We start from the raw sequence: 17,065 nt of genomic DNA on the forward strand, positions 1-17,065 counted from the left end.
AAAAGGGCTCGAAAGAGCCCTTTAATAAATTACTTACGCAATCCTAATTCCTTAACGATAGCACGGTAACGTAGAATATCCTTTTTAATAAGATAATCTAATAGTGCACGTCTTTTACCTACCAACATAACCAAAGAACGCTCTGTGTTGTAATCCTTGTGATTGTTTTTAAGGTGTTTGGTCAAATGCTCAATTCGGTAAGTAAACAAAGCGATCTGTCCTTCTGCGGAACCAGTATCGGTCTTTGATTTACCGTGTTTTTCAAAAATTTTTTCTTTTACTTCTTGTGATAAATACATGCCAATATTATTAAAATGATTTTTATGTACTGACTACCGTTTTGATAATCAAGGCTGCAAAGATAAAAAAAGTATTCAGTATTCAGTGCTCGGTGTTCAGTTTTTTAAAAAACCTTTTGGTTGTCGGTGAAATATCTCAATGCCCTGGAGGATTGCCCTTCAGGGTATATTCGTTTTGTTGCTAACCGCTGGGTGGTTTTATTTTCTCCTGACGTAATTGCTTCTTATATTTGAGGCAAAGTCTTGAACAAGATCAGTGTAATGCTTATATAAGTTGCCTTTTTTCAAAAGGAGTAGGTTTTTTATGCTGTTTTTTCAACTTTCTCGCGCAAAGGTCTGTTCAAAACCAAATCCAAATAAAGATTGATTTTACGCTTTAAATCGCGACGATGGGTGATAAAATCCAAAAATCCATGCTCCAATAAAAATTCTGAGGTTTGGAAACCTTCTGGCAATTCTTTTCCTGTGGTATCGCGTACTACACGAGGTCCGGCAAATCCAATTAAGGCTCCGGGTTCACCAATATTTATATCGCCAAGCATTGCAAAAGAGGCAGTGGTTCCACCTGTAGTTGGATCCGTACACAAAGAAATGTATGGAATTCCTGCCTCACTTAGTTGAGCCAGTTTTACACTCGTTTTGGCAAGTTGCATTAATGAAAGTGCTGACTCCATCATTCGTGCACCTCCACTTTTTGAGATAATCAACAACGGAATTTTTTTCTCCAGGGAATAAGCCGCTGCACGAACAATCTTTTCCCCAACAACACTTCCCATTGAGCCACCAATAAAACTAAAATCCATACAAGCTACAACCAAATCTTTCCCCATAGATTTACCAACGGCGGTGCGTATAGCATCCTTTAAACCTGTTTTCTCTTCGGCTTCTACAAGACGGTCAGTGTATTTTTTCTTGTCAACAAAATTCAGGGAGTCCTTTGAAGTAAGATTTTTATCCAGCTCCTTAAACTTATTATCATCAAAAAGTATTTCGAAATATTCGCTACTTCCAATGCGGACGTGATAGCCGTCTTCCGGACTTACATAAAAGTTCTTTTCAAGTTCCGCACTATCGACGATTTTTCCAGTAGGAGATTTATACCACAACCCTTTTGGAACATCTTTCTTGTCTTCGGTTGCTGTTTGTATCCCTTTTTTTGTTCGTTTAAACCAAGGCATAATTGAGTTATGAGTTATGAGTTATGAGTTATGAGCGCCACCAAAATAAATAATTTGAAATCTTCAACGCTCTATTCTCACTTCTCTGTTTGTGGTTTGTTTATATTTCTTCTAATATGTACAAGTTCTTTTCCCCTTTATGGGCTAGGGGCTTGGACTATAAAGTATTCACATTATTAAGGTCTTCAAAAGCTTGTTCAAGACGCTTTTTAAAAGTTAATTCTCCTTCACGAAGCCATTTTCTAGGGTCGTAATATTTTTTATTTGGAAGGTCGGAGCCTTCAGGATTTCCTATTTGGGTTTTTAAATATTCCAGATTCTTAATCATATAGTCGCGAATTCCCTCAGTAAAGGCGAATTGCATATCAGTATCGATATTCATCTTAATAACACCGTAGCTGATAGCCTCGCGGATTTCTTCCAATGAGGAACCACTTCCGCCGTGGAAAACAAAATCTATAGGATTATGTCCTGTGTTGAATTTTTTCTGAACATATTCCTGTGAGTTTTTCAGAATAATAGGAGTGAGCTTAACGTTTCCAGGCTTGTAAACCCCGTGAACATTTCCAAAAGCAGCGGCGATGGTAAATTGGTCACTTACTTTTAAAAGTTCTTCGTAAGCGTAGGCAACTTCCTTAGGTTGTGTGTATAATTTTGAAGAGTCCACATCAGTATTGTCCACGCCATCTTCTTCTCCCCCTGTTATTCCCAGCTCCATCTCAAGCGTCATCCCAATTTTGCTCATTCGCTCCAGATAGCGCTTGCAAGTTTCCACATTCTCTTCGATAGGTTCTTCTGAAAGGTCTATCATATGTGAGCTGTAAAGTGGTTTTCCGGTTTCGTTATAGAATTTCTCACCTGCATCTAACAGGCCATCGATCCACGGCAAAAGTTTTTTAGCGCAATGATCCGTATGAAGTATTACAGTTGCTCCATATACGTCAGCGAGTTCGTGCACATGTTTTGCACCTGCAATTCCTCCGGCTATAGCTGCTTTTTCGTTTTCATTGGAAAGACCTTTTCCTGCGTTAAAATGTGCACCTCCATTTGAAAATTGGATAATAACAGGAGCGTTTAAAGCTGCCGCTGTTTCCATTACAGCATTGATGCTATCGGAACCCACAACATTAACGGCAGGCATGGCAAATCCTTTCTCCTTTGCGTATTTATGTATTCTTTGAACTTCTTTTCCGGTTGCTACCCCCGGCTTAATTCCGTGACTCATATTTATGGGATAAAATGTTAGATGTTAATCGTTAGTACGTAAGTTAAATTTATTAACGGTGGGGATTCCAAAACTGCAAACCTCCCTCGAAAACCATCAAAATATTTGAACAAACAAAAATAGCAAATTAATATGGTTTAGAAAGGGTAGTTAATTCCTATGTTATACACAGCATTCTTAAAGCCATAGTCATTAAACCAGCGTTCTCCAATTGGCTTTGCAGGATCGTGTGTTTTAAAACCTATGTCAAAACGGAAGACAAAGAATCCGAAATCATATCGAAGTCCCAATCCTGTAGCCACACCTAACTCTTTTAAATCCGCAATGCCATTGAATACCGATTCTTCCTCGGTAATATTGTCCATTAGGTTCCAAATATTTCCTGCATCCATAAAAACGGCACCTTTAAAAGCTCCGAGAATGGTAAATCGATATTCGGCATTCAGGGCAATTTTAAAATTCGCTTCATTAAATTCGTTTTTGTTGCCGCTACTTCCAGGTCCCAGGGAATAGGCTTTCCACCCTCTATTATCATTGGCACCACCGGCAAAATAACTTCGCGTAAAAGGGATGCTGTTGCTGTTTCCATAAGGAATCGCCAAGCCTGTAAATGCACGTACCGCTACCACATTATTATAATCCAATTCCCAGTGTTTTATATATTCCACTTCTCCTTTTATATATTGAGAATAGACAACATTGAACACCTCATAAGAGTCCTGACTGTTTTTTTGTAGTCCCGCAAGATTGGCAATACCTGAAAGAATATTACCTGCAGTTTCCAGTTTAAACCTGGTTCGGGAAAAATTATTGTCTTTTATATTGTCACGGGTATCACGGGTTAGGGTAATGTTTGTTGCGAAAATCAAGTTGTTTTCCGTTAAGCGCTTTTTTCTTTCCCCGATATTGTCAACAGTTTCATAAGCATCACCATCGTTGTCAACAGGATTGATACTTCCATCAAGAACATCGTTGATAAATCCATTTGCCCCATCTGGGATTATCAATTCCAATTCGTCTTGATTGTTGTAATAATAATAAGTGGGATCGATAGTCCCGGGATTCTGGATTTCTGTTTGTTGAGCGATGTTGTTCAACTGATCAAAACTATTTGTGTACACATTGAAATAGTTTACAGTATTCAAATTCTTCACATATTGAAGATTGAGGGCATCCAATTGGTAATTCAAAATTTTTGAAGGTTTCCAATTGTAGCTGAAATAACCGTTTACCGTTTGTCTATCCAGACCGATATTATTTTGTGCACTGGCCCCCAGACTCAAAGTGGTAGAAGGGGACATATACTTAGGGATAAGTTTTTGCGTATTCCACGGAAATATGATTCGCGGGAAAGTGAGTTTTGCATCACCCCCAAATTCCGAAATATTGAAAAAATGACTGCTTTTATCTGCGGCGTCCTTTGAAGCTCCCAGACTTCCACGGCCCGAAATCTGGAATATTTCGGCTCCTCGGAATATATTTCTAAATATCATATTTCCACTGAAACTAATCCCGAATTGTTGAATGGTAGAGGTAAAGGCGTCAAAATCTGCCCCAAGCGTAAAGCGTTCCCGCGGGCTTAATAAAATGGTGGCGTTTAAAACATTCTTCGTAGAATCTGCGACTACTTCAGAATAACTGATGTTGGGATATTTAAAAATCCGTAAATCGCTAAGTTGGGTATAGGTCAAGGTGCGGTCTATATCCTTAAATATGGTTCCTGGTATAATGGAGATTGCATCGGTAATGGCTTTCGGCCGGTACCGCATTTTGCCATAACTAAAGAGTTTGTATCCTCTATAATTTACGGAGTCCTGAAACTGTTTGTCCCTGTTTTCATAAGTATAATCCGTAACTATGCGAACTTCATCCACTGTATGGACTTGGAAAGGTACCGTATAGGTGCTGTCGCTCCCGGTTATTTTGCGGTCTGGAATAATATAAGTGAGGTCTGCCTTATGATTAGTATTTACCGTATCGGCTTCAATGACTACATATTCCTGATTAAAATAATAAAGTCCCGAATTTCGAAATTGAATTGTGAGCCTGTCCCGTTCATTAACCATGTCGCTTGCCGAATATTGATTTCCCGGTTTGATGAAGGATCTTTTCTTAGTTATTTGGAATAATGAATCCACCACTGGAGAGCTTATTTTTTCAAAAATGGTATCACCCACAAAATAGGGTCTGTGCTTTTTAACCTTATAGACTATTTCGGCTCGTTTTTCCTTCTTCTTATTGGGAATAATCTCGTGGGTAACTTCATTGTTGAAATATCCATAGCTGTTATACCATTTCTTTAATCGTTCGGTGGATTTTTCAATTTTACTATCCTGGATTATAACCGGCGCATCTCCTGATTTCTTGAGCCAATTATTTAGGCTTACGTAGGTGCTATCCATTCCATCCACTTGTTTTTTGGACAGTAATTTGATCAATCTTTCTTCGCGTTTTGGATTTTTATGCAACCAGCGGTTAAATGTAGAGTCTGGCTCGGGATCGGCTAGATTGTAAATGTAAAGTCCCAACGGAAATCCAATCAAGGGAATACTTTGATTGGGTTTTTGTGCCAATTGGCTGTGCAACCCTGCATCTTTTACTTTTACGCTATCCACCAATATGGTATTGTCGGTAAGCAGGTATTTCCCCTCCGGAACTCTTTTTACGGCATTACAGGATAAAAATACCCCTAATAATAGTATAAATAATGATATTTTTGTGAGGGTGTACGCCAACTGGAAGTGCATTTTTTACTGATTCAAAAATACTATAATTTGGTAAGCAACAGCCAAACAAAATTAATAAGCAGTCTGGGCCAAAAAAAATACCGGGACAAGTTTCAGCTATTTGTCGCCGAAGGTCCCAAGGTAATTTCCGAACTTCGCGAAGAGGGGTTAAAACTTAAATGGTTGTTCACCACCGAGCCCTCCCAAATTACTTTGGAAAATCATTTTTTGGTGAGTGAAGCGCAGCTTAAGAAAATTAGTTTTTTAAAAACCGCCAATTCCGCAACTGCAATTTTTGAAATTCCCACTTTAAGTCCCTATTTGGATTCTGGTTTGGTGATTGCGCTGGACGCAGTACGTGATCCCGGAAATTTGGGCACCATTATCCGACTGTGTGATTGGTTTGGAGTTTCCCAGCTGATCTGTTCCGAAGATACAGTGGATTGTTACAACCCCAAAGTGGTTCAAGCGAGCATGGGTTCTTTGGCAAGAGTGAGGATTCATTATCTTCCACTTTTGGAGTTTTTGGAAAAGACCAACCTTCCAATTTATGGAGGATTTATGGATGGCAGGAATATTTATTCTGAAACATTCCCCACAGATGCAATAATGATTCTGGGAAATGAGGCGAACGGAATCTCGGAGTTAATCTCAAAAAAAATAACTCACAAAATAAGTATTCCCCGTTTCGGAAAAATACAAAAGACAGAAAGCCTAAATGTCGCTACGGCAACAGCAATAATCCTTTCAGAATTTAGAAGATCTACTGGAAAGTAAAGTTAATAAAAACCCCACGGGTTGACAATTTATCTATATTTCCCGTCCAAGGACTGTTCGGGTCATCATCTGGTACCAACTCATCGCTGAAGGCAAACACACCGCGGATGGAAGGCGTAAATTTGAAATAGAAGAGATAAAAATCAATGCCAAATCCCAATTCAAAATAATTGGTACTATTGGTCATTCTAAATTTTCCAAACTCGTTGTCGTCGGGATTCTTTTGCTCGCTGGAAAGGTTTAAAGATGTAGAAACCCCGCCAATAATAAAGGGCTTAATGTTATTCAATCTTTTGGTTGATACTTTGAGCAATAAAGGAACGTGGATATAAGTGGATTTTACTTCGCGTAAATAATTTCTTTCTTCAGTAAATCCTGGAAACGTGAGATCGCGTTGCGTAAAATACAAACCTGGTTCAAGTCGTAAATTGAAGTATTCATTAATTCGCATATCGCCTACAAGGCCCACGTTGAATCCTGGAGAAGATTTTACTTGAATATCGGTATTGTTATCGGCATATTGCTCAATATAATCTATCTTAAAATCGTATGAGTTGAAGCCCAGGAAGTAACCCCAAGTAAAACGCTTTTTATCGAAATTCTCAAGGTTTGCCAACCGTTCGTGATTAAAAAACCATTGTGCTTGAACACTGTTCGCTGCAAAAAAAAGAGCAAAGACAAAAAATAGTTTCTTCATAAAAATTACTTGGTAGCCGTATAGATGGTTGCAACGCCAAAAGTTTGGGGCTTATTATCCACATTCATAAACCCTATTTTGCGCAAAATATTGTTGAGCTCTTGGCCAAAAGGAAAAACCGAGGCACTTTCACTTAAATATTGGTATGCGACTTTGTCTTTGGAGAATAATCGGCCAATGAGAGGTAAAACATTCTTAGCATAAAAATGATAACCCTGCTTAAAAGGAAACTTAGTTGGTACAGAGGTTTCAAGAATAACAAAAATGCCGTCTTTTCTAAGTACCCGCAAAATTTCTGCTAGGCCTTTCTCTAGATTCTCAAAATTGCGAATTCCGAAAGAAACTGTAATAGCATCAAAAGTGTTATCCTCAAAAGGAAGAGCTTCCGAATCTCCTTGAATGAATTTTATTTTTTCTGAAATTGGTTTACCTGAAACCTTTTTTCGTGCAACCGAAAGCATGCCTTCAGAAAGGTCAAGACCAATTATTTCGACATTTTCTGTTGCTTCGGCAAACTGAATAGCAAGATCACCGGTTCCCGTAGCGATGTCAAGTATGGTTTTCGGTTTTTTGGCGGTAACGAGCTTTATTACTTTTTTCCGCCAAGAAATATCAGAACCAAGAGAAATGACTCGATTCATGCCATCGTAGTTTTCGGAGATGGTATCGAACATCTGTTCAACCTGTCTCTTTTTTCCTTCCGAAGAATCCTTATAAGGTTTTACTTTTTCTTCCATAAAATTTCGCCTGCAAAACTACATAATTTTTCATAGGTTGATGGATAATATTTTTGAAACCTAAAGGGATTCCTTTAATTACTTCGGATGCAAAATAACTTTTTCATTTGGTTTAAAAATGAGGTTAAAGCATTGATCATGGTGTGGATTTGTTTTTAATATAAATAATATCCCGTTCTCTGAATTTATTATCAGTGCTTCGAAATTACATATCTTTGCCCAGTGATTGTTTCAATATACAACTAAGAAAGTCTGGTTTTTGAATATTGGGAGGATTTTAAATCAAACAGAAAATCAATGAAAATTATCATTGCCGGCGCAGGAGAAGTTGGCTTTCATCTTGCCAAACTACTTTCTTTTGAATCCCAGAATATAACCCTTATCGATCCCAATCGGGATTTTTTGGCCCACGCCGACTCGCAATTAGATATTAGAGCGGTTCGCGGAGATGCCACTTCTATTTCCGTGTTGAAGGATTCGCGGGTTGATGAAACCGATTTGGTTATCGCAGTAACCTCTAGTGAAACAACAAATATTACGGTTTGCGTTCTTGCCAAACAGCTAGGTGCCAAAAGAACCATTGCCCGGATTTCCAATACCGAATTTATTGATAAAAAGGAGGAAGTTGGTTTTACTAAATTTGGGATTGATGAACTCATTTCTCCAGAATCCCTGGCTGCAAACGAGATTGAACTACTTTTAAGCCAAAGTGCATTTAATGATACTTATGAGTTTGAGAATGGGGCATTAATGCTTATCGGGCTCAATCTTTCCAAGAATTCCGCTTTTGTAGGAAAATCTGTTAAAGAGGTCGCCAGGCTCCATCCAAACTTAAAGTACGTACCACTTGCGATGCAGCGTTATGGAACTCAATATACCTTAATACCTCGTGGAGATACTGAATTTTTAGAGGGAGATCAGGTATATTTTACTACTTCAAAAGATGGAGTGGACCAGATTGTGAAACTTACCGGGAAAAGCAAACAGGAGATTAAAAATGTAATGATTTTGGGCGGTAGCAAGATTGGACACAAAACTGCGAAAGACCTTTGTAAAAGTCATTTCAAGGTTAAATTGGTGGAGCGGGACAAAGAAAAATCCTTTGAAATTGCGGACGACATTCCCGAATGTTTGGTAATTAATGGTGATGGGAGAAACGTGGATTTACTCGAGGAAGAATCTATTGAAGAAATGGATGCCTTTATTGCCGTTACCGGAAATAGCGAAACCAATATTATGTCCTGCCTAGTTGCAAAATCAAAGGGGGTAAAGAAAACAATAGCTCTTGTAGAGAACATGGACTATTTTCAACTCTCTCATTCCATAGGAATTGATACCCTAATCAATAAAAAGTTGTTAGCTGCCAATAATATCTTCCGCTTTGTTCGGCGTGGGGAGGTAGTGGCAATGACCAAGTTGAACAATATGAATGCTGAATTGCTGGAATTTAGGGTTAAGCCACATTCAAAGGTTTGCAACAAAAAAATTAAAAATCTAAATTTTCCTATTTCGGCGATTATAGGTGGAATTATAAGAAATGGAGAAGGGATTATTGCTCTAGGTGATTTTGAGATACTGGCAGGGGATAGGGTAGTGGTGTGCTGTTTGCCCCAATCCATTGGTAAGGTTGAAAAACTTTTTATTTAAATGAATACCCTCTCCAAAATCAATTACAAAATTATTTCCCATTTAATGGGATTGCTTTTTGTGGTTAATGGTGGCTTTATGTTGCTTTCCGCGGGAGTAAGTTGGTATTATGGAGAGCAAGTGCTAGATCGAATATTGGCCGCAAGCTTAGTGGCCCTGGGCGCCGGCGCACTTATTATGTTCTTGACGCGACATCATAAAAAGGAAGTCCAAAAACGAGAGGGGTATATTATAGTTTCTTTTGGATGGATATTTATGGCGCTGGTGGGCACCTTGCCCTATATCTTTTCCGGCGCTATTCCCAATTTCACCAATGCTTTTTTTGAAACGATGAGCGGTTATACAACTACTGGTGCCACCATTTTAAATGATATTGAGAGCATTCCTCGAGGAATACTTTTTTGGAGAAGTATCACACATTGGATCGGCGGAATGGGGATTATCGTTCTTGCCATTGCCATTCTTCCACTGCTTGGAATTGGTGGAATGCAACTTTTTGCGGCGGAAGCTCCCGGGCCCACCGGCGACAAGCTCCACCCAAGGATTACAGACACCGCCAAACGACTTTGGCTTATTTATGTAGGCTACACTTTAGCCGAAACTATTCTGCTTAAAATAGCTGGAATGAGTTTTTTTGATGCCATAAACCATTCCCTTTCAACTTTGAGCACAGGAGGTTTTTCTACCAAAAATGCTAGTGTTGCTTTTTGGAATGATCAACCGATTATACAGTATATTCTTATCTTCTTTATGTTTCTGGCGGGAAGCAATTTCGTTTTGAGCTATTTTGCCTTTAAACGCAAATTCCAGCGCATATTTCGGGATGAGGAATTCAGAACATATGGTTTGATAGTGGTGGCGCTTACCTTAATCTCGGGTCTGATTATTTATTACCAGGCCGATCCTACCGTTTCTACCATTAACCATCCAATGGTTTGGGGCCGTTTTGAAAGCGCTATAAGGCACGCCCTTTTCCAAGTAGTTTCAGTTATTACAACCACGGGTTTTGTAAGTGCCGATTATACTATGTGGACACCTTTTCTTACAATATTCTTTTTTGGTATGATGTTTTTGGGTGGATGTGCAGGCTCAACTTCTGGAGGCGTCAAGATAGTTCGTCACTTAATAATGATAAAAAATGGTTTGCTGGAATTTAAAAGAACCTTACACCCACATGCTATTCTGCCGGTGCGATATAATTCCAAAGCAGTTCCAAGACCAATTGTATTTAATATTCTTGGCTTTTTTATTCTATATATGCTTTCATTCATTACAGGAACGCTGGTTTTTTCCTGGTTGGGATTGGATTTTAGTTCCGCGCTGGGTGGCGCCGCAACAACTTTAGGCAATATAGGTCCGGGATTGGGAAGTCTGAGTCCCGTTGATAGTTATTCAAGTATGCCAAGTCCGGCAAAATGGTGGGCGAGTTTCTTAATGCTAATCGGAAGATTGGAGCTGTTCACCGTGCTTATTTTGCTGACTCCTTTTTTCTGGAGGAATAGATAAAATTAAAATTACAGGGTACATATTCTTAAAACACCAACGAAAGTTTGTTAATTAATCGCATTCGGGAAACAAGTCGCTTTTTTAAGTTGGATATTTCCGATTATAAAAAAACCCAAAGCACTGTATGCTTTGGGTTTTCAAATAAAAGGATTAGTTGAAATTATTTTACAATAATCCGTTTTATCCTCCCATCCTTCGTATTTCCTATGCGGATAAGATAAACACCTTTTGAAACGTAACTCAAGTCTAGTTTATAGTTATAACCATTCCCCTCGTTTTTAAGTTTTTTCATAAGTAGATTTTGTCCGAGAACATTATAAACGGAAAGATTCAAATCTTCAGTAAAGCCGGTTGTATTTAAAGTGATCTCAAAAATGTTGTTGTCAAGAGAAAGAACCGTGAGTGCATTTTCACCAAATATGTTTTCATTTATTCCAATAGTTCCAATTTGTGCGGTATAATCCTCAGTTTCGCCATAGGTTGTGGTTTGGCAGGCATTATCTGGAACAGGTCCACCCCAATTTGTTTTTGCGCGCATTATATGTTGTCCGAGGGGTGCATCTTCAGGAATTACAAAATCGGTTGTTATAGTAAATGAACCACCTTGTTGTCCTGATGCAATTACGATATTATCTATTACCAATTCGTCGTTTGTAAATACGAAATCATCGTTAAAATCAATCCAAACCCTAACATACTGATTTCCATATCCCGTTCTTAATGTCAGCTCATTTGTAGAACCAGGCTCCATTCCCGCAACTAGGTCAGTGAAATCTCCATAACCTTCACACTCGGATGGATTGTTGATATCCGTAAGTCGAAATAGGGTGAGTCCATCACCATAGGAGCAATCTCCGGAAGGTTGACAGGTAAACTTTTTAATTATTACCGTAGTGGCATCATTTGAGGTATCACTATCTCCAGGCAGGGAGGTATAAGCGCTTAAATTATAGTTTCCTATGGCCGAAAAATCTCCGGTCTGTGAAAAAGTATGCTGCATTTCTGAATTTCCAGCTAATGGCCCGATTATTACTTCGGTTATGATGCTTCCATCCAAATTGTAAGAAACATCAAAATTTGACTGTGCTTCTCCTCCAAAATTTTTAATCGTGATTTTGATGACTTCGGAATTTGTTAGATTCGACCCAGAAACCGGGGCAGTAATCGCGGTTACTCCAATATCATTTGGAGGTAAATACGTGACGGATTTTGTTTTGGAATTGTTTCCAGGGTCTTCATCTCCAGCCATATTAGTAGCAGCCGTAATGGAATAAGTTTGACCTACGTTCCCTAAATTGGCAGTGCTCGTAAATGTATATTGTGCTGTGGTTGCCGAAGCAATAGTTCCCGTAAAAATTTCAGAAATAACAGGTTGGTTGTCCACTTTAAAAGTTATAGGAAAATTGGAAGCACTGTTTTGTCCATAATTAAAAATGGTAACGGTCACAGTTTCAGAATTTGAAAGCGTTCCTGAAACAGGGGCATCGATGCTTACCACCCCGAGATCGTTATTGAAGTTGGGAGCAATCTGGAACACCCCAACAATATTCTTTCTTCCGTTGCTCATCAATTCATTATTATACCAAAATTCCTTATCGTTTGAAGGGTCTATGTCTATTTTGCTATAATCTCCATATCGATTTCCAGGAATGTTTGCATCCCCGGCAGCTATCAATTCTTCGGCAATAGTCATCGTGTTTAGAGGGTCATTTGCAAAGCGTCCGGTATAATAAGAGCTTAATCTTTTTGAGGTAGGGTTTGGAGTGGAAGGGCCGGCCATTGAGGTATATCCCATACCTATATTTCCTTGTCCATCCATCATCATACTTGCATGCCAAGCGTGTTTTCCCTCGGGGGCAGTATAGGTTCCTTCTTGATAAATAGACCAAGGTTGCCCGTCGCCCGCTTGCCTTAACTCATACCATCGAACCCCCGCGAGCTTCCCTGCCGAGGCATCTGTATCAACAACAAAATTGAATACTGCCGAGTTGTGATCACTAAATTTTCTAAATTGTGCTTGATTCATGATAGTTGCCTGGAGAGCATCCACCATAGGTCCATTAGGTTGTGAAAGATTAGCAAAACTTCCACCATCAAATACTGAAATAAATGGGGTGGTAGTTAACTCAACAGGAGCAGAAATGGTAGAATTTGATGGAGTTGCCCAATTAACATCAATAGTCCAAATTTTGATGTGATCTTCTGAAACTCCAGACCACGCATCATCTTGAAGATATATTATTGGCATTCCGCCCGAAGCAGGTAAAACATTATTACTTACATTAAGGGCCTGTGGACTGTAGAAACCACTTGTAGCAATACCAGGTAAGGGAAAACCAACAACTTTGGCTGTGGCATCGCCATTGAGCATTTTAGCTCTTTCCATTGCGTAAACTTTATTTGTGGAAGAAGTGTTGTCCGTTAAATAATAACCATCACTCCAAACCGACAGTTTTTGGTAATCATTTATTTGTGGAATAGTGTAAACATACCATCCGTCATTCAAGGGATCAGGACCATCCGAAACAGCAATTTGTGCGCCCGCACCCAAGAAGGTCATTACAAATCTGTCAGCAGCATTATCATAAGAAATGGTCAGGTCGCAACATCCTCCGTTTGGGAAAATAGTTGGGTTCGGACTCAATTGCCCTGTCAAGGGATTTCCATTTTTATCAAAAATGCGGAACCCTGTGTTGAAAACTACAACGGCATGATTTGGACCTACTCCAATAGATGGATCTGTTGGTTGCGAATTTGAGGCAGCAGCTTCAAAAACAAAATTTGGAGCTCTTCCGCTTAGAGCTCGTTCCATCTTATTTGGATTTCTAACAAAATAATCGTTTTCAACCTGAGGATCTTTACCCGGTACAATTAAGTTCTTGGAGGCTCTTCCATCCTGCATCACTCGTTCCTTTACTCTGGCTGGAGCCAAATTGGTTTGTGATGCTATAGAGGGAACATGAACAACGGAGCCAATTGTTCCTACGTAAGTTGCTTTTGAATTTTCTTGTCCCCAAGCCTGAAAAAGTAAAAGAAAAAATAAGAGGAATAAAATTAATTTTGAATTCATAGGTAAGGTTTGTAATGTGAAACAATTTGAGGGGTCAAAAGTATAGATATTCGCCAAGATTATTGTGAAATTAGATAAGATTAGGGAAGTTTATTTTATTTTATCTGAAACGAAATTGTCTAATTTGATTGCACTCTGGAAGAAAACATGCGTGGTTTGTTTGTAATTACCTATATCTTTATCTCTTTGACCTATCGAGCTTTAAATTTGAAATTATGCAAAAAGCCCTTCTCTTTTTAGCCATATTATTTTCGACACTCCTCTATTCACAAGGCGATCCCTTTAATTTTGACTTGGAATGGAGCACCTATTTTTATTGTCCCGAGGGCGGTAATATTTCCATCTTAGATTCCGCTATTGACGACAATCATAATCTTTATATTACCGGTGGGATTACCAATTCATGCGATACTTTCCCTGATAACGATCCGCTATATCATTTCCACGGAATGCAGGATGCTTACATTGCCAAATTCAATCCGTCTGGCGAACCCGAATGGTTTAAATATTACGGAGGGAGTGATACCGATCTTGCAAAAAGCATCGAGATTGTCAACAACCACATTTATCTTGGAGGAAGGATTGGGAGTATGGATAGTTCCTTAAATTTCAACAATACATATGCTGGAAATGGAGATGGATTTGTGTCCAAACTCACCTTGGATGGAGAAGTGCTTTGGAGTACCTACATCGGAGGGGAAGGGAGTGACGCGGTTGATGCAATAGCTGTAAATGATGAAGGTGAGATCTTTGTAGTCGGTTATAGTACAAGCCACACGGGACTGGGCACGCCGAATACCTTTCAACCCGAAAATATGGTTAACGGCACTAATAGAAGTGGCTTTATTGCTCAAATTGATGCAGCTGGTAACAAAGTTTGGGCAAGCTATTATGGTGAGCATACGAATGGTTTTCTTCGGTCTATTGCGGTGAGTGAAACCGGAATTTATGTAATGGGAATAGATATGTCCCATCAAGCCGGAAATTATTACGGAACTCCGGGAAGTCATAAAGAAAATACGGGCACAGATATAGACAATTTTATAGCTAGATTTTCTTTTAAGGGAGATAGAATTTGGGGAACTTATTTTGGTGGAAGTGGCAATGAAAATAATATTACACCTTTTACTATAGTCACTTTCGGCAATAAAGTTTATTTCTGTGGATATACCAATAGTCCAACTGATATTGCAACGCCGGGAGCACAACAGGAATTTATTGGCGGTGGCGGCTCTATGTTTCTAACAAGCATGGATGACGGAGGAAATGTAATATGGAGTACATATGCAGGAATAAAAGATCCATCAATCGTTTCATCGTATATTGGAAACTCGCTCAATATTGATGATTTTGGTAACCTATATCTTTCGGGGATTACAAATCTTTCTGGACTAGCAACTTCCGATAGTTTTAAAAATGCCATAACACTTTATGATCACGATGCTTTCGTCACAAAATACAGTGCTCAGGGCGAAATGCTGTGGGGAACCTATTTTGGCGGAACGGATATAGATAGTGGGGGACAAGTTCACGTTTTTGATAATTCCTTTATATTCACCGGCTATTCGTATAATGAAAATCTTGCAACTTCAGGCGCATTTCTGGAAACACTTAATCCAAACGGTGGGGGATACAATGATATCATTGTAAAATTTGGTCTTCCCCGACTTGGAATCGATGAGCAAAATAAAACGCATTTTGTTGTTTTGCCTAACCCTGCTGACCATTTTATAAAAATTTACGCTTCTGAAGTAATAAAGGAAGTGGTTCTCTACGATCTCTTGGGAAAATTAATTCTGTCTAGTTCATTTATGAATGAAACCCAGATGGTTTTAGATTTGTCCCATCTGATGAAAGGAACTTATCTATTAAAGGTAATTACTGAAAATGGTAGTCAAGCTAAAAAGGTTATAAAGAGATAATTGGCGTGTTTTGAAATTTTCTCTTAAATCAAAAAACCGTCCAAAGAATGAATCTTTAAACGGCTTGTATTTTCTAAATTCGATTTATACTATTGATCCAAAGCTTCTTTAATTCGCTTTATAGCTTCTCGAATTTCTTTTTCAGAAGCTGCATAGGAAAGACGGATGCAGTTTGGATCCCCAAAGGCCTCACCTGTAACCGTCGCTACTCGGGCTTCTTCTAAAAGGTATAAAGAGAAATCGGATGCAGTATTTATATTTTTCCCTCGCAATGTTTTTCCGAAGAAGGCTGAAACATCAGGGAAAACGTAAAAAGCACCTTCGGGTTCGTTCGTTTTAAAACCTTTAATTTCTGAAAGTAAATCTAGGATTATTCTTCTTCTCTCCTTAAAAGCATCAACCATAAATTGGATTTTGCTCGGTGGGTTTTCCAAAGCGGTAATTGTTGCGCGTTGGGCAATACAGTTAGCGCCGCTGGTTACCTGGCCTTGCATTTTATTGCAGGCACGTGCAATCCATTCAGGTCCTCCAATGTATCCTATTCGCCATCCCGTCATTGCAAAAGCTTTTGACACTCCATTAACTACCACGGTACGGTCATACATATCTTCAAATTGGGCCATCGAAAAATGTTTTCCTGTAAAATTGATATGCTCATAAATTTCATCACTGATTATTATGATATCTGGATACTTTACCAAAACATCTGCTAGCTTTCGAAGTTCTTTTTCGCTATAAACAGATCCACTTGGGTTACATGGTGAACTGTAAATTATCAATTTTGTATTGGGAGTAATCGCTTCTTCCAATGCTTCAGCGGTTACCTTAAAGTCAGTTTCAATAGTTGTCGGGATTTCTTTTGGAACACCACCAGCAACCTTGCACTGATCGGCGTAACTTACCCAATAAGGAGCGGGAAGAAGCACTTCATCTCCATCATTCAGTAAAACCATGGTAAGATTTGCCAATGACTGTTTGGCTCCCGTGGAAATTATTATTTGCGAAGGTTTGTATGTTAAGTTATTATCTCGTTTGAACTTAGTGATAATTGCTTGTTTCAGATCGCCATATCCGTCCACAGGAGTATAGGAATGGTAATCATCCTTGATTGCCTGGATGGCAGATTCCTTAATGTATTCCGGAATCGTAAAATCAGGCTCGCCCAAACTTAGGCCGATAATATCGATACCCTGGTCCTTTAATTCTCTAGTTTTGGCAGCCATTGCCAGAGTGGCCGAGGTTTCCATCTCGTTCACACGTTTTGAAAGTCTATTATCCATA

Annotated in this window: 12 protein-coding genes; 4 read left to right on the forward strand and 8 right to left on the reverse strand. The window is 39.0% G+C overall.

Translation table 11 applies throughout. The features are described from left to right. Nucleotides 1–29 precede the first annotated feature (29 nt). The 4 genes from rpsO to tamL form a co-directional block, all read right to left on the reverse strand. Nucleotides 30–299: a 30S ribosomal protein S15 gene (gene rpsO, locus EI546_RS14480; protein WP_128251213.1), complete on the reverse strand. Its 270-nt coding sequence runs from the start codon at nucleotides 297–299 to the stop codon at nucleotides 30–32. A gap of 302 nt (nucleotides 300–601) precedes the next feature. Next, complete coding sequence (gene accD / locus EI546_RS14485; protein ID WP_128251214.1) at nucleotides 602–1,477, reverse strand: acetyl-CoA carboxylase, carboxyltransferase subunit beta; 876 nt, start codon at nucleotides 1,475–1,477, stop codon at nucleotides 602–604. A gap of 157 nt (nucleotides 1,478–1,634) precedes the next feature. Further along, on the reverse strand, nucleotides 1,635–2,702 hold the full coding sequence (gene fbaA, locus EI546_RS14490) for a class II fructose-bisphosphate aldolase (RefSeq protein WP_128251215.1): 1,068 nt from the start codon (nucleotides 2,700–2,702) through the stop codon (nucleotides 1,635–1,637). A 137-nt stretch (nucleotides 2,703–2,839) separates the two neighbouring features. Beyond that, complete coding sequence (gene tamL, locus EI546_RS14495; RefSeq protein WP_128251216.1) at nucleotides 2,840–5,449, reverse strand: translocation and assembly module lipoprotein TamL; 2,610 nt, start codon at nucleotides 5,447–5,449, stop codon at nucleotides 2,840–2,842. A 27-nt stretch (nucleotides 5,450–5,476) separates the two neighbouring features. On the opposite strand from tamL, the gene EI546_RS14500 reads away from it, so the two are divergent. Further along, entirely contained in the window at nucleotides 5,477–6,205 is a 729-nt protein-coding gene (locus EI546_RS14500) for an RNA methyltransferase (RefSeq protein ID WP_128251217.1), read from the forward strand. Here EI546_RS14500 and porT read toward each other — a convergent pair. Together porT and ubiE are read right to left on the reverse strand one after the other, a co-directional pair. Next, nucleotides 6,192–6,902, reverse strand: a complete 711-nt coding sequence (gene porT / locus EI546_RS14505; RefSeq protein ID WP_128251218.1) for a type IX secretion/gliding motility protein PorT/SprT — start codon at nucleotides 6,900–6,902, stop codon at nucleotides 6,192–6,194. The genes EI546_RS14500 and porT overlap by 14 nt on opposite strands. 5 nt (nucleotides 6,903–6,907) lie before the next feature. After that, a complete protein-coding gene (ubiE, locus tag EI546_RS14510) occupies nucleotides 6,908–7,639 on the reverse strand; it encodes a bifunctional demethylmenaquinone methyltransferase/2-methoxy-6-polyprenyl-1,4-benzoquinol methylase UbiE (RefSeq protein ID WP_128251219.1) in 732 nt (243 codons plus the stop codon). Between the two features lie 297 nt (nucleotides 7,640–7,936). On the opposite strand from ubiE, the gene trkA reads away from it, so the two are divergent. Then, the gene (gene trkA / locus EI546_RS14515; RefSeq protein ID WP_128251220.1) at nucleotides 7,937–9,286 is read left to right on the forward strand and encodes a Trk system potassium transporter TrkA; all 1,350 of its coding nucleotides are present in this window, start codon (nucleotides 7,937–7,939) and stop codon (nucleotides 9,284–9,286) included. Further along, a complete protein-coding gene (locus tag EI546_RS14520) occupies nucleotides 9,287–10,792 on the forward strand; it encodes a TrkH family potassium uptake protein (protein WP_128251221.1) in 1,506 nt (501 codons plus the stop codon). A 160-nt stretch (nucleotides 10,793–10,952) separates the two neighbouring features. On the opposite strand, the gene EI546_RS14525 is transcribed toward EI546_RS14520, so the two are convergent. Further along, nucleotides 10,953–13,862 carry a GEVED domain-containing protein gene (locus EI546_RS14525; protein ID WP_128251222.1) on the reverse strand — a complete coding sequence of 970 codons (2,910 nt, stop codon included), beginning with the start codon at nucleotides 13,860–13,862 and terminating at the stop codon, nucleotides 10,953–10,955. A gap of 215 nt (nucleotides 13,863–14,077) precedes the next feature. Between EI546_RS14525 and EI546_RS14530 the strand changes: the two genes are divergently transcribed. Next, entirely contained in the window at nucleotides 14,078–15,784 is a 1,707-nt protein-coding gene (locus EI546_RS14530; RefSeq protein ID WP_128251223.1) for a T9SS type A sorting domain-containing protein, read from the forward strand. Between the two features lie 89 nt (nucleotides 15,785–15,873). Here the strand turns inward: EI546_RS14530 and EI546_RS14535 are convergent, their stop codons facing one another. Continuing rightward, on the reverse strand, nucleotides 15,874–17,064 hold the full coding sequence (locus tag EI546_RS14535; protein ID WP_128251224.1) for a pyridoxal phosphate-dependent aminotransferase: 1,191 nt from the start codon (nucleotides 17,062–17,064) through the stop codon (nucleotides 15,874–15,876). Nucleotide 17,065 lies beyond the last annotated feature (1 nt).

Source organism: Aequorivita sp. H23M31 (genome assembly GCF_004022485.1).
GTDB classification, from domain to species: Bacteria; Bacteroidota; Bacteroidia; order Flavobacteriales; family Flavobacteriaceae; genus Aequorivita; species Aequorivita ciconiae.

Coding starts and splice junctions, on each gene's coding strand:
- rpsO (WP_128251213.1), bottom strand. CDS start 299: ATGTATTTATCACAAGAAGTAAAAGAAAAAATTTTTGAAAAACACGGT.
- accD (WP_128251214.1), bottom strand. CDS start 1,477: ATGCCTTGGTTTAAACGAACAAAAAAAGGGATACAAACAGCAACCGAA.
- fbaA (WP_128251215.1), bottom strand. CDS start 2,702: ATGAGTCACGGAATTAAGCCGGGGGTAGCAACCGGAAAAGAAGTTCAA.
- tamL (WP_128251216.1), bottom strand. CDS start 5,449: ATGCACTTCCAGTTGGCGTACACCCTCACAAAAATATCATTATTTATA.
- porT (WP_128251218.1), bottom strand. CDS start 6,902: ATGAAGAAACTATTTTTTGTCTTTGCTCTTTTTTTTGCAGCGAACAGT.
- ubiE (WP_128251219.1), bottom strand. CDS start 7,639: ATGGAAGAAAAAGTAAAACCTTATAAGGATTCTTCGGAAGGAAAAAAG.
- trkA (WP_128251220.1), top strand. CDS start 7,937: ATGAAAATTATCATTGCCGGCGCAGGAGAAGTTGGCTTTCATCTTGCC.
- EI546_RS14520 (WP_128251221.1), top strand. CDS start 9,287: ATGAATACCCTCTCCAAAATCAATTACAAAATTATTTCCCATTTAATG.
- EI546_RS14525 (WP_128251222.1), bottom strand. CDS start 13,862: ATGAATTCAAAATTAATTTTATTCCTCTTATTTTTTCTTTTACTTTTT.
- EI546_RS14530 (WP_128251223.1), top strand. CDS start 14,078: ATGCAAAAAGCCCTTCTCTTTTTAGCCATATTATTTTCGACACTCCTC.
- EI546_RS14535 (WP_128251224.1), bottom strand. CDS start 17,064: ATGGATAATAGACTTTCAAAACGTGTGAACGAGATGGAAACCTCGGCC.